The organism is Isoptericola sp. NPDC056134 (assembly GCF_042264825.1).
GTDB lineage: Bacteria > Actinomycetota > Actinomycetes > Actinomycetales > Cellulomonadaceae > Isoptericola > Isoptericola nanjingensis.
Window position 1 is genome coordinate 474,381 of sequence record NZ_JBHJVM010000001.1, and the last position, 12,945, is coordinate 487,325.

12 protein-coding genes are annotated in these 12,945 nt (G+C 74.9%); 9 read left to right on the forward strand and 3 right to left on the reverse strand.

All coding sequences use genetic code 11. The features are described from left to right. On the reverse strand, positions 1–1,728 hold the full coding sequence (locus ACFCZN_RS02080) for an ABC transporter substrate-binding protein (RefSeq protein ID WP_430555656.1): 1,728 nt from the start codon (positions 1,726–1,728) through the stop codon (positions 1–3). 68 nt (positions 1,729–1,796) lie between these two features. After that, a complete protein-coding gene (locus ACFCZN_RS02085; protein ID WP_430555657.1) occupies positions 1,797–3,734 on the reverse strand; it encodes a glycoside hydrolase family 127 protein in 1,938 nt (645 codons plus the stop codon). Between the two features lie 303 nt (positions 3,735–4,037). Between ACFCZN_RS02085 and ACFCZN_RS02090 the strand changes: the two genes are divergently transcribed. The 8 genes from ACFCZN_RS02090 (at position 4,038) to ACFCZN_RS02125 (ending at position 12,007) form a co-directional block, all read left to right on the forward strand. Further along, entirely contained in the window at positions 4,038–4,715 is a 678-nt protein-coding gene (locus tag ACFCZN_RS02090; RefSeq protein ID WP_429762740.1) for a GntR family transcriptional regulator, read from the forward strand. Between the two features lie 83 nt (positions 4,716–4,798). After that, on the forward strand, positions 4,799–5,998 hold the full coding sequence (locus tag ACFCZN_RS02095) for an NAD(P)/FAD-dependent oxidoreductase (protein ID WP_429762739.1): 1,200 nt from the start codon (positions 4,799–4,801) through the stop codon (positions 5,996–5,998). Continuing rightward, on the forward strand, positions 5,995–6,294 hold the full coding sequence (locus ACFCZN_RS02100; RefSeq protein WP_429762738.1) for a (2Fe-2S)-binding protein: 300 nt from the start codon (positions 5,995–5,997) through the stop codon (positions 6,292–6,294). Before ACFCZN_RS02095 ends, ACFCZN_RS02100 begins: the two co-directional genes overlap by 4 nt. After that, positions 6,291–7,751, forward strand: a complete 1,461-nt coding sequence (locus ACFCZN_RS02105) for an NAD(P)/FAD-dependent oxidoreductase (protein WP_430555658.1) — start codon at positions 6,291–6,293, stop codon at positions 7,749–7,751. Before ACFCZN_RS02100 ends, ACFCZN_RS02105 begins: the two co-directional genes overlap by 4 nt. 68 nt (positions 7,752–7,819) lie before the next feature. After that, positions 7,820–8,737 (forward strand): dihydrodipicolinate synthase family protein, encoded by a 918-nt coding sequence (locus tag ACFCZN_RS02110; protein WP_429762735.1) that lies wholly within the window; start codon positions 7,820–7,822, stop codon positions 8,735–8,737. A gap of 52 nt (positions 8,738–8,789) precedes the next feature. Then, on the forward strand, positions 8,790–9,791 hold the full coding sequence (locus ACFCZN_RS02115; protein WP_429762734.1) for a proline racemase family protein: 1,002 nt from the start codon (positions 8,790–8,792) through the stop codon (positions 9,789–9,791). 10 nt (positions 9,792–9,801) lie between these two features. Next, positions 9,802–11,301 carry an aldehyde dehydrogenase (NADP(+)) gene (locus ACFCZN_RS02120; RefSeq protein WP_430555659.1) on the forward strand — a complete coding sequence of 500 codons (1,500 nt, stop codon included), beginning with the start codon at positions 9,802–9,804 and terminating at the stop codon, positions 11,299–11,301. A gap of 43 nt (positions 11,302–11,344) precedes the next feature. After that, the gene (locus tag ACFCZN_RS02125; protein ID WP_429762732.1) at positions 11,345–12,007 is read left to right on the forward strand and encodes a GOLPH3/VPS74 family protein; all 663 of its coding nucleotides are present in this window, start codon (positions 11,345–11,347) and stop codon (positions 12,005–12,007) included. A 27-nt stretch (positions 12,008–12,034) separates the two neighbouring features. On the opposite strand, the gene ACFCZN_RS02130 is transcribed toward ACFCZN_RS02125, so the two are convergent. After that, on the reverse strand, positions 12,035–12,376 hold the full coding sequence (locus ACFCZN_RS02130; RefSeq protein WP_430555660.1) for an ArsR/SmtB family transcription factor: 342 nt from the start codon (positions 12,374–12,376) through the stop codon (positions 12,035–12,037). 16 nt (positions 12,377–12,392) lie between these two features. Between ACFCZN_RS02130 and ACFCZN_RS02135 the strand changes: the two genes are divergently transcribed. Beyond that, positions 12,393–12,869 carry an SRPBCC domain-containing protein gene (locus ACFCZN_RS02135; protein ID WP_429762730.1) on the forward strand — a complete coding sequence of 159 codons (477 nt, stop codon included), beginning with the start codon at positions 12,393–12,395 and terminating at the stop codon, positions 12,867–12,869. Positions 12,870–12,945: the final 76 nt, after the last annotated feature.

The window sequence follows — 12,945 nt, forward strand, 5'->3', positions numbered from 1 at the left end:
TCAGCCCTTGCTCGGGTCCTTGAGCCCGACGCCGGTGTAGTCGAGCCCGCCGGTCGCGACGCCGGGGCTGGAGTACACCCCGGTGACGTTCTCGCCGGGCAGCAGCACGACCTTCTCCACCAGCAGCGGCACGATCGGAGCCTCGGTGAGGACCTGCTCGTCGAGGTTGCCCCACGCCTCGTTCGCCGCCGCAGGGTCGGTGATGGCGAGCGCGTCGTCGATGGCGGAGTTGATCGCCGGGTCGTCGATCTGGGCGAGGTTCGAGTTGCCCTTGTCGGTGATGCGGCGCCCGTCGAACAGCGGCGGGATCACGGTGCTCGCCGACGACGCCCAGTCCGGGCACCAGCCCGTGATCGCGGCGTCGTTCTGCAGCTTGGGCGTGCCGATCGTCTCGTAGAACTTCGAGGTGTCGATCGGGTTGAACGTGACCTTGATGCCCACGCGGGACAGCGACTGCTGCACGGCTTCGGCCTGCGCCTGCAGCTTGGGCTGGGTGCGCATGTCGAGCGTCATCTCGAAGCCGTCGGGGTAGCCCGCCTCGGCGAGCAGCTCCTTGGCCTTGTCGACGTCGCCGGCGTTCCCCTCGCTGGGGTAGAGGTCGAAGTCCTTGAACCCGGCGACCGACTCCGGGATCGTCGTGCTGGCGATGTCGGCGAGCATCGTGCCGCCGGTGCCGTTCTGCACGGCCGCCTTGTCCACGGCGTACGAGATCGCCTGGCGCACCTTGACGTCGTCGAGCGGCTTCTTGGTCGTGTTCAGGCCCATGTACGTGGTGCAGACGCCCGGCCAGTCGACCAGGCGGTCCTTGTACTTCGGGTCCTGCAGGCGGGCGAGCGTCGCGGGCTGCAGGTTGCCGCCGATGGCGTTGACGTCGGTGCCCTGGCCGGCCAGCAGGCGCTCGTCGATGGTGGCCGGGTCGAGGCCGAGCTGGAAGTTCCAGCCGTCCGGCTTGGCGGTGCGCACCTCGTCGGTGGCCGCGTCCCAGTTCTCGTTGCGCACGAGCGTGATGACGCTGCCGGGGGTGTACTCGTCGAGCGTGTACGGGCCGGACGCGACGATGTCGTTGAGGAACTCGTCACCGGCGCCGGAGCCGACGGGGAAGGGCGCGAAGTTCGGCTGCGACGCGACGGCGGGGAAGTCGGGGAACGGCGCCTTGAGGTGGAAGACGATCGTGGTGTCGTCGGGCGTCTCGATGGTCGGCAGGTCGCCGGACTTGTACGGCCCCTCGTAGTCCTTCGGCGCGTCGATGACCTGCTTGGCGTACGGGGAGCCGATGCCGATCTCCGGGTCCCAGGCGCGGGAGACGCCGAACTTCACCTCGGCGGACGTGATCGGGTCCCCGTTGTCGAACTTCAGCCCGTCCTTGAGCGTGAACGTCCAGGTGAGGCCGTCGTCCGACACGGTGCCGGTGTCCGTGGCGAGGTCGGGCACGATCTCGTTCGGGTCCTCCGCGCTGCCCGACGCCGGCGTCGTGAGCGTGCGGTACACGAGGCGGTAGAAGTTGTTCACGCCGCCGTCCCAGCCCTTGGCCGGGTCGAGGTAGGAGAAGTCGGCGTTCTGCAGCACCTGCACGACGCCGCCCTCGGCGGGCTCGCCCTCGAGGCCGCCGGCGGTGCTCGCCGTCGAGCTCCCGCCTCCGCCGCCGGAGGAGCACGCGCCGAGCGCGAGGAGGGCCGCGACGCCGAACGCTGCGGCACGGAGGGCTGGTCTGGTCACTCGTCGTGTCATGGAAAACCTCCCAGGGTGGGGATGGTGCGACGGGTCGGTCGGGGAGTGCGGTGGTGCGGTGTTGCGGGTCAGGACGTCCGGAGGAAGACGCGCATGGCGCCCACCTCGCGGTTGCCCCAGAGCGCGTAGGGCACGAGGGCCACCGGCGCGCGGTGCGTGGTGGGCGCCGTGGCGCCCAGCGGGGGGTACGGGTCGTCGCCACTCGGCGGCGCGACGGCGAGGTCGCCGCGCAGCACGCGCCACGGGTGGTCCTCGTCGACCACGAGCCGGGGCACGTCCTCGGCGGCGAGGAGCAGGTCGTCCACCGGGGCGGGGGAGTCCTGCTGCTCGACGCAGTACACGAGCGGCCCGCGCAGGACGGCGGCGCTGCCGCGCGCGGCGTCCAGGTGCGGGTGCGCGGTGACGGCGCGGACCGGCATGGGCAGGTCGAGCACGACCGTCGCGCCCGGAGCCCAGGTGCGGGTCAGCCGGAGCCAGCCGTCGGCCGGGAGCTCGGCCACGGGCTCACCGTCCACCGCGGCGGTGGCGCCGTCGGCCCAGGCGGGCACGCGCAGCGCGAGCGTCGTGGGGCCGTCGGCGGCGCGGCGCACACGCACGGTGACCCGGCCGTCCCACGGCAGGTCGGTCGTCACGTCCACGTCGAGCGCGGGGGAGTCGATCGCGGCGCTCGCGTACAGCGCGAGGGTCAGGGAGTCGTCGTCGGCCACGGCCAGGTGGTCCTGGAGCTCCGACGTCCAGCGCACGACGTTGGGCGGGCAGCACGGGCAGCCGAACCAGGCCCGGCGCAGCAGCTCGCCGTCCTTCTCGGCGCCGCTGCGCTGCTCGTGGTCGGGGCGGCGCTGCAGCGGGTTGTCGTAGAAGAAGGCGGCGCCGTCCTCCGACAGCCCGACCGCGTACGCGTTGTGCAGCACCCGCTCGACGTGGTCGAGGACGTCGGCGCGGCCGGTGGCGAGGAAGAGTCTCCAGCCCCACTGCGCCGTCCCGATCGCGGCGCACGTCTCGGCGTACGCGCGCTCGGCGGGCAGCTCGAACCGGTCGCCGAACGCCTCGTCGGAGTGCCGGGAGCCGATGCCGCCGGTGAGGTAGGACTTGCGGGCCACCATGTCGTCCCACAGGTGCTCGAGGTGGGCGAGGAGCGCGTCGTCGTCCGTCTCGAGCGCGACGTCGGTGGCCCCGGCCGCGAGGTAGACCATGCGCACGGCGTGCCCGGTGACGGAGCCCAGCTCGCGCAGCGGCACGGCGTCCTGGAAGTAGTCCGCCGCGAAGATCGTGTGCTCGAGGGTCCCGGCGCCGCGGCGCTCGACGAAAAGCCGGGCCTGCTCCAGGTAGCGGCGGTCGCCCGTCTCGCGGGCGAGCTCCACGAGGGCCATCTCCACCTCGGGGTGGCCGCAGTACGCCGGCTCGCCGTCGGGGCCGTAGCGCTCGACGACGAGGTCCGCGAACCGGGCGGCGACGTCGAGCAGGCGGCGGTCGCCGAGCTGGCGGGACGCCGCGACGGCGGCCTGGGCGAGGTGGCCGAGGTTGTACATCTCGTGGCCCCACGAGAGGTCCTGCCAGGGCTCCTTGGGGCTCTGCGGCGACTGGTAGAAGGTGCCGAGGTAGCCGTCGGCGCGCTGGGCCCGCTCGATCAGCGCCACGGACTCCTCGAAGAAGTCGCGGGCCGTCTCCAGCTCCGCGGCCTCGCCCTCGTCGGCCGGCTCGCGGCCGAGCTCGTAGGCGATCCCCTCGAGCGTCTTGTAGACGTCGGTGTCGAGGAACGGGTAGCGCCCGCGGTAGTCGCCGACCGCCGGGTCGTGGAGCCGCCGGAAGTTGTCGAGGTTCCCGGCCTGCCGCACCTCGCGGACGACGTGCGGGACGGTGACGACGCGGTTGCGCCGCTGCCAGTCGTGGAGCAGGCCGCCGGTGAGGCGCACGCGGTCCGTGCCGAGCGGCGTGCCGGCACGACCGGCCGTCGCGACGGCCGGGGCGCGGGTCGGGACGGGAGCCAGGTTCGGGGTGATGGCCACGAAATCTCCTCGGTGGTATATCACATTGCACATGCAGGGCCACGTCGCCCAGGGCGAGCCGGCGTGACGTCGTCGTCCGGTACTGCTGCCGCCGTCCGCGTCCTCGCGTCCGCCGGGTGGTCCGCACCCCGGGAAGATGCCCGGAACTGCGCCGTTCCTGCAGGTGGGCCGGGTGCCGGGTCGCGGTCCCTGTGCCCGTCGCCCGGCGGGTCGTCTTGACCTGCCAGCCGATGTGGGCGGTAACATATCATGCACTACTGTGATGTCCACCACCCCCGGACCAGCCCCCGTGAGGAAGTGCTCATGTCGGAAGCCGTCGCGTCGTTCCGCCGCATCGAGGCGCCGGTGAGCCTGCGCGAGACCGTGTCGCGGGCGCTCACCGCGGCGATCGTCTCGGGCGATCTCGCCCCGGGCACGCTGGTCTCGGTGCCGTCGCTCACCGCACGCTTCGCCGTGTCCGCCACGCCGGTGCGCGAGGCGATGCTGGACCTGGAGAAGCGCGGGTTCGTCACCGCGGTGCGCAACAAGGGCTTCCGGGTCACCGAGGTGTCGCCGGAGATGCTGAGCCACATCGCCGAGGTGCGCCAGCTGCTCGAGCCGCCGGCGATGGAGAAGCTGGCCGGTCGCTTCCCGCAGGGCGCGCTGCCGGCCCTGCGCGAGCAGGCGGACGCCATCGTCACGGGCGCCCGATCGGGCGACCTCGTGACCTATCTCGAGGCCGACCGCGACTTCCACCTGCGGCTCACGACCCTGGCGGGCAACCCCCTGCTCGTGGACGTGGTGGCCGACCTGCGCAGCCGCGCGCGGCTGCTCGGCCTGTCCCAGATGGTCGCCACCGACCACCTGGAGCAGTCGGCGGCCGAGCACCACGAGCTGCTCGACCTGCTCGCGGCCGGCGACGCCGCCGGGGCGCGGGACCTCATGCGCCGCCACATCGGCCACACCACCGGCTGGTGGGCGGGGCGACCCGAGGAGGACTGACCCGGCAGGGCCGGCGACGTGGCCGGCCCCTCACCAGTCTTGGTATGTGACATATTACTGAGCATCGACCCAAGGAGCAGCCGATGACCGACGACGTCGTGGTCGTGGGGGCGGGCATCGTGGGCGCCGCGTGCGCCCGCGCTCTCGCGCGCCGCGGGCTCGCCGTGACCGTCCTCGACCGCGGCGGCGCGGCGTCGGGCACCACCGCCCACGGAGAGGGCAACCTGCTCGTCTCCGACAAGGAGCCCGGCCCCGAGCTGGTGCTCGCGCAGCACGCGGCACGCCGCTGGCCGACCCTCGTCGAGGAGCTGGCCGACGAGCTGGGCCCGCGCTTCCCGGCCGTCGAGTACGACCCCAAGGGCGGCCTCGTCGCGGCCACCACGGCCGAGGGTGCGCAGCCGCTGCGCGACTTCGCCGCCCGGCAGCGCGGCGCCGGGGTCGACGCGCGGGAGATCGACGTCGCCCGCGCCCTCGAGCTCGAGCCCGCCCTCAACCCCGGCCTCACGGCCGCGGTCTGGTACCCCGAGGACGCGCAGGTGCAGCCCGTCGCCGCAGCCGAGGCGCTGCTCGCGTCCGCCCGCCGCGCGGGGGCGCGGGTGCGCACCGGCGTCGAGGTGACCGGCGCGTTGCGCCACGGCGACCGGGTCGTCGGCGTCCGCACCAGCGCCGGCGACGTGCCTGCCGGGGCCGTCGTCCTGGCCGCAGGACCGTGGTCCGGCGTCGTCGCCGCACGGCTCGGGGTCGCGCTGCCCGTGCGCCCGCGCCGCGGGATGGTGCTGGTGACGACCCGGATGCCGCACGCCGTGCGGCACAAGGTCTACGACGGCGACTACGTCGGTGCCACGCAGTCCGGCGACGCCGCGCTGCAGACGTCGAGCGTGGTCGAGTCCACCGCAGCCGGCACCGTGCTGATCGGGTCCAGCCGCGAGCAGGTCGGCTTCGACGACCGGCTGCGCGCCGTCGTGCTGCGCGAGATGGCCGCCCGCGCGGTGCGGCTGTTCCCGTTCCTCGCCGACGCGAGCGTCATGCGCACCTACCTCGGCTTCCGCCCCTACGTCCCCGACCACCTGCCGATCGTCGGCCCGGACCCCCGCACCCCCGGCCTGTGGGTCGCGACCGGGCACGAGGGCGCCGGCATCGGGCTGGGGCCGGTCAGCGGCGAGCTGCTCGCCGACCTGTTCACCGGCGCGGAGCCCGAGGTCGACCCCGCGCCGTTCCGCGTCGACCGCCCGGCGGTGCTCGCTGCCGGCTCGCCCTCCGAGGAGCCAGGGGAGGCCTCATGACCACGCACCGGCAGGACGCCGGGCCGCGCCCGCTGACCATCACGCTCGACGGCGAGCCCTTCGCGGGTACCGAGGGCCAGACGATCGCGGGGATGCTGCTGGCCGCCCGACGGCGGTCGTGGCGCACCACCAGCGTCGACGGCGCCCCTCGCGGCGTGTTCTGCGGCATCGGGGTGTGCTTCGACTGCCTCGTCACCGTCAACGGGGCCCGCGACGTGCGGGCGTGCCTGCGGCGCGCCGCGGACGGGGACGTCGTCGAGACGCAGCACGACCCGCTGCCGGGGGTGACCTCATGAGCCGCCGCACCGTGGTCGTGGTCGGAGCCGGGCCGGCCGGCCTCTCCGCCGCGCGCGCCGCGGCCCGCGCGGGCGCCGACGTGACGCTGCTCGACGCGTCCGACCAGGTGGGCGGGCAGTTCTGGCGGCACCGGGTGCTCCCGGGCGGCGGGACCTCGCCCGACGAGGCCTCCTTCCACCACGGCTGGGGCACGTTCACGGCGCTGCGCGACGTCGTCGCCGGGCACCCGCGGGTCACGCTGCTGACGTCCGCCCAGGTGTGGGCGCTGGAGCGGCTCGACGACGGCGTGCGGCTGCGGGTGCTGGTCGGCCCCGCCGACGCCGGGGGGCGCGAGCACCTCACCCTCACCCCCGACGCGCTCGTGCTCGCCACGGGTGCCCACGACCGGACGCTCCCGTTCCCCGGTTGGCAGCTGCCCGGCGTCACGACGGCCGGCGCGGCCCAGGCCCTCGCCAAGGCCGAGCGCGTGGCCGTCGGCGACCGCGTCGTCGTCGCCGGCGCGGGCCCGTTCCTGCTGCCGGTCGCCACGTCGCTGCTGCGCACCGGCGCGCGCGTGCTGTCGGTGCACGAGGCCGCGACCCCGGCGGCGCTGGTCCGCGGGTGGGGCGCGCGGCCGGCCGGGCTGCTGGGCGCGGCGCACAAGACCGGCGAGCTCGGCGGGTACGCCGCCGCGCTCGCCCGGCACCGGGTCGCGTACCGGGTCGGCGAGGCCGTGGTCGCCGTGCGCGGGGACGGCCGGGTCGAGGAGGTGACGATCGCGCGCGTCGACGCGCGGTGGTCGCCCGTGCCGGGCACCGAGCGGACCGTCGCGGCCGACGCCGTGTGCGTCTCGCACGGGTTCACGCCGCGCCTCGAGCTCGCCGTCGCGGCGGCGTGCGCGATCTCGCCGGACCGCTTCGTCGTCGTCGACGACCGCCAGCGCACCACCGCGCCCGGCGTGTGGGCCGCCGGCGAGCTGACCGGCATCGGCGGGGCCGAGGCCGCGCTCGCCGAGGGCTGGGTGGCCGGGCACCACGCCGCCTCCCCTTCCGACGATGCCGCGACCGACGCCGTGTCCGACGACGCGGCGCTCGCCCGCGCCGTCCGCCGTCGCGGGCGGTCCGCCGACTTCGCGCGCCGGCTCGAGGCCGCGCACGGCATCCGCAGCGGCTGGACGTCGTGGCTGCGCGACGACACGCTCGTCTGCCGCTGCGAGGAGGTCGACGCCGGCACGCTGCGCGCCGCCGCCTGCGCCACCGCGTCGACCGACCTGCGCTCCGTCCGCCTCACCAGCCGCGCCGGTCTCGGCCCCTGCCAGGCGAGGATCTGCGGCCGCACGGTCGCGGAGCTCGTCGGGGCCGCGGGGTCCGCGGCCGACGAGGGCACGGGGGCGGCGCCCGCGGTGCCCGACCGGCGGCCCCTCGTCGTGCCCGTCCGGCTCGGCGACCTCGCCACCCTGCCCGACGACCCCACGTGATCCGACCCCACCCACACCGACCCCTCGCGCCCCGAAGTCGGGGCGCGCGAACCGAGAGGACACACCGCATGAGCTCCCAGAAGATCGACCTGGGCGGCGTCGTCGTCGCGACGACGCTGCCGTTCACCCCCGACGCCGCGGCGCCCGCCGGGCTCGCCGTCGACTACGCGGGCTACGCCGCGCACGTCGACCACCTGATGAACGCCGGCTGCCGGGGCGTGGGCCCCAACGGCTCGCTCGGCGAGTACTCGTCCCTCACGGACGACGAGCGCCGCAAGGTCGTGCAGACCGCCGTGGAGGCCGTCGCCGGCCGCGGCATCGTCATCGCGGGCGTGCACGGCGTGGGCTGGCACCAGGCCCAGCACTGGGCCGAGCTCGCCCAGGAGGACGGCGCGGACGCCGTCCTCCTGCTGCCGCCGACGATCTACCGGGCCAACCGGCGCGAGATCGTCGAGCACTACGCCCGCGTCAACGAGGTGGGCCTGCCGATCATGGTCTACAACAACCCGTTCGACACCAAGGTGGACCTCACGCCGGACCTCGTCGCCGAGCTCGCGCAGCTCGAGAACGTGGTCGCCATCAAGGAGTTCTCGGGCGACGTGCGCCGGATCTCCGAGCTGCGCGAGGTGGCCGACATCGACGTCATCGCCGGCGCCGACGACCTGCTGTTCGAGTCGCTCGTGATGGGCGCGACCGGCTGGTTCGCCGGCTACCCGAACGCGATCCCCGAGGTCGCCGTCGAGCTCTACGAGCTGGTGCGGGCCGGGAAGATCACCGACGCGCGGGACCTGTACGAGAACGTGGTCGCCATGTTCCGCTGGGACTCGCGCACCGAGTTCGTGCAGGCCATCAAGCTGTCCACGCAGATCGCGGGGCGCCCGTTCGGCATCGAGACCCGCCCGCCGCGCGGCCCGCTGTCCCCGGAGCAGGAGGCCACCGTGCGTGCCGACACCGAGAAGGCCCTCGCGTACATCGCCCAGCGCTGAGCCTGGACAACCACCCGAGCCCGGCACCGGGCCCGTCCCAGAGAGGCCGACCATGCGATCGTCCCGCACCTTCACCGCCGTCGACTCGCACACCGAGGGGATGCCCACCCGCGTGGTCACGTCGGGCCTCGGGGTGATCCCCGGCGCCACGATGAACGACAAGCGGCTGCACTTCATCGAGCACCTCGACGACGTGCGGAAGCTGCTCGTCAACGAGCCGCGGGGGCACGCCGCGATGAGCGGCGCCATCCTGCAGCCCTCGACGCGCGACGACTGCGACTTCGGCGTCGTGTACATCGAGGTCTCCGGCTGCCTGCCGATGTGCGGCCACGGCACGATCGGCGTCGCCACCGTGCTGGTGGAGACAGGCATGGTGACGGTCACCGAGCCGACGACCACCATCCGGCTGGACACCCCGGCCGGGGTGGTCGTCGCCCGGGTGGAGGTGCGCGACGGGCACGCCGAGTCGGTGACGATCGAGAACGTGCCCAGCTTCGTCGTGCGGCTCGACGACGAGGTCGACGTGCCCGGGCTCGGCACCGTCCCCTACTCGCTGGCGTTCGGCGGCAACTTCTACGCCATGGTCGACCTCGACGACGTGAAGCTGCCGTTCGACCGCGCCCGCCAGCAGGACATCCTCGCCGCCGGGCTCGCGATCATGGACGCGATCAACACGACGGCCCCGCCGTCGCACCCCACGATCGCGGGCGTGGACCACTGCCATCACGTCGAGTTCATCGCGCCGGGCTCCACTGCGGAGCACTCCCGGCACGCGATGGCGATCCACCCTGGGTGGTTCGACCGCTCGCCGTGCGGCACCGGCACGTCCGCCCGGATGGCGGAGCTCTGGGCGCGGGGCGAGCTCGCCCTCGACACGGACTTCGTCAACGAGTCGTTCATCGGCTCGCGCTTCGTGGGCCGGCTGGTGGGGGAGACCGAGGTCGCCGGGATCCCCGCCGTCGTGCCCACCATCACCGGCCGTGCCTGGGTCACCGGCCTGGGCACCTACCTGCTCGACCCGAGCGACCCGTTCCCCACCGGCTTCCAGTTCTGAGGTGCAGACGATGACGACCCCGACAGGTGCCCCGACGACGACCGCCCCCGCGGAGGCGCAGGAGGCGGCCCGCGCGGCGGCCGCCGCCGCACCCCTCCTCGCGAACCTCCCCCCGTCGACCCGGGCCGACGCGCTGCGGGCCGTCGCCGACGCGCTCGGCGCGCACGAGGACGAGCTGGTCGCGCTCGCCGCGGCCGAGACCCGGCTGGCCGAGGCGCGGCTGCGCGGCGAGCTGAAGCGCACCCGCGTGCAGCTGCGGCTGTTCGCCCGGGTGGTCGAGGCCGGCGCCTACCTCGACGTGCGGCTCGACGCCGCCGACCCGGAGTTCGTGCTCGGCCCCCGCCCCGACCTGCGCCGCACGCTGTGGCCGGTCGGGCCCGTGCTCGTCTTCGCGGCGAGCAACTTCCCCTTCGCGTTCTCCGTGCCCGGCGGCGACACCGCGGCCGCGCTCGCCGCCGGCTGCCCCGTGCTCGTCAAGGCGCACCCCGGGCACGTCGAGCTGTCCCGCCGGGTCGCCGACCTCATGGCCGAGGCCCTCGCCGGCGTCGGGCTGCCGGAAGGCACGTTCGCCCTGGTCGAGGGCGACGACGCCGGTCGTGACCTGCTGGGGCACCCCGCGGTCCGGGCTGCCGCGTTCACCGGCTCCACGCGCGTGGGCCGGCTGCTCGCCGATGCCGCGGCGTCGCGCCCCGACCCGATCCCGTTCTACGGCGAGCTCGGCTCGCTCAACCCGGTGCTCGTGCGTCCCGCCGCCCTCGCCGACCGCGGCGCGGAGATCGCCCGGGGATGGGTCGGGTCCGTGAGCGGCTCGGCCGGCCAGCTGTGCACCAAGCCCGGCTTCCTGCTCGTCCCCGAGGGGCACGACCTCGGGGACGTCGTCGCCGAGGCGGCCGCCGCGGTGCCCGCGCACGCGCTGCTCAACGCGCGCGTCGGCGCCGGGTACGTCGCGGGGCGCTCCGCCGTCCTCGGCACCCCCGGCGTCACGGTGCTGGCCGAGGGCGTCGCCGACGCCGGGGAGGACGGCGTCGTCCGCGCGACGCCCACCCTCGTCGAGACAGACCTCGCCACCCTGCGCGAGCACCGCGACACGGTGCTCGAGGAGGTGTTCGGGCCGTTCGGCGTGCTCGTCACCTACCCCGAGGGCACGGACCTGGGGGCGGTCGTGGCCGAGCTCTTCCCCGGCGAGCTCACCGCGACCGTGCACCGCGGGCCGGACGAGGGGGCCGAGGTGGCCGGGCTGCTGGCCACCCTGGGCCGGCACGCGGGGCGCGTGCTCGTCGACGGGTGGCCCACCGGCGTCGCCGTCACGCCGGCGATGCAGCACGGCGGCCCGTGGCCGGCCACGACGAGCGACGCGACGTCCGTGGGCACGGCCGCCATCGGCCGGTTCCTGCGCGGCGTCACGTTCCAGGACGCCCCGCAGGACGCGCTGCCCGCGCCGTTGCAGGACGGTAACCCGTGGGGGGTGCCGCAGGCGCGGTCGGGTGTGGCAGAGTCGGCGCACTGGTAGGCAACGAGGCCACGACCAGGCGCTTCACGGGAGGTCCGACCACGTGCTCATCGCCGAAGAGCTGCTGCTCCTGGCCCACGACGACCTGCGCACCGGGCCGTCCGTGTTCGACGACGCCCCCTACCGGCTCGCCGGCGCGCTGCTCGTCGAGCTGGTGATCGCGGGCCGGGTCGCACTGCCCCCGACGGCCGGCGACGAGGGACCGGTCGTGGTCCTCGACCGCGCGCCGACCGGGCGCCGGGAGCTCGACGACGTCCTCGACCTCGCGGCGTCGGTCCCCCGGCGCGCGACGGAGCTCGTCGACGTGCTGGCGCGCCGCGTCGAGCGGCCGCTGCTCGACGGGCTCGTCGCCCAGGGCCTGCTCCGGCGCGAGGACCGGGCCGTCTGGGGCGTGCTCCGGAGCACCCGGTGGCGCACGGTGGACGGGCCGGCCGTCGCCGCCCTGCGTCGTCGCGTGCACGGCGTCCTGCTCGACGGCGCCGCGCCCGGCGACCGCACCGCCGCGCTCCTCACGCTCGCCGAGGGCTCCGGCTGGCTCCGGCCCCGCGTCCCGCGCGACCGCCGCCGCGAGGCCGATGCCCGGATGCGCGAGCTGGCGGCCACGTGGTGGCGGGGGAGCGTGGTCCGTGAGGCGGCCGGGGCGGTCGCCGCGGCCGTCGTGGGCGTCGTCAGCGCCGCGACGCTGGTGCTGCCCGCCGCGACCTGACGCGAGCCGGCAGGGGCCACGCGCCGGTCAGGCGTCGTCGTCCAGCCGCCCGAGCAGGTCGACGGCGGCGCGCGCGTACTCGCCGATCCACCGGTCGTGGAGGCGCTTGATGGGCAGCGGCGCGAGCGCGAGGTGGCGTTCGCGACCGACCTTCCGGCCGGTGACGAGCTCGGCCCGCTCGAGCACGCGCAGGTGCTGCAGCACGGTGGTGCGGTCGAGCTGGGGGAACAGCGCGCACAGCTCGCCGGTGGTGCGGGTGGACTCCTTGAGCGCGTCCAGCATGCGCCGGCGCACCGGCGCCGCGAGGGCCTTGAACACGGCGTCGTCGTCGGTGGGGTCGTCGTCGTCCCTGGGCGCCGAGTCGTTCATGTGATAAAAATACAACATGAACGAGAAGCAGGCACTCTCCGAGCTCACCTTCACGGTCTCGGGCCGCGTCTCGCGCCCGAGCCGCGACGTCTACGAGGCCATCGCGGACCCCGCACAGCTGTCCCGGTACTTCACGACCGGCGGCGCCCGCGGGCGCCTGGAGCCCGGGGCCGACGTGTCCTGGGACTTCGCGGACTTCCCCGGCCGGTTCCCCGTCACCGTCGTCGAGGCCGACCCGCCGCGGCGCATCGTCATCCGGTGGGAGGGCGCGGACACCGCCGACGGGTCGGCGTCGACCACGACCACGTTCGAGCTCGAGCCGCTCGACGACGACACCCGCACCCTCGTCACCATCACCGAGTCGTCCTGGGCCCTCACGGCCGGCGGCGCGAAGAACGCGTTCGGCAACTGCGAGGGCTGGACCGGCATGCTCGCCGCGCTCAAGGCGTGGGTCGAGCACGGCATCAACCTCCGCGAGGGCTTCTACCGCTGACGTGGCTCGGGGCCAGACGGGACCGGGCCCTCTTTGCCGGCTACAGGTGACCTCAGACTCCCCCCATGGTGGGGCG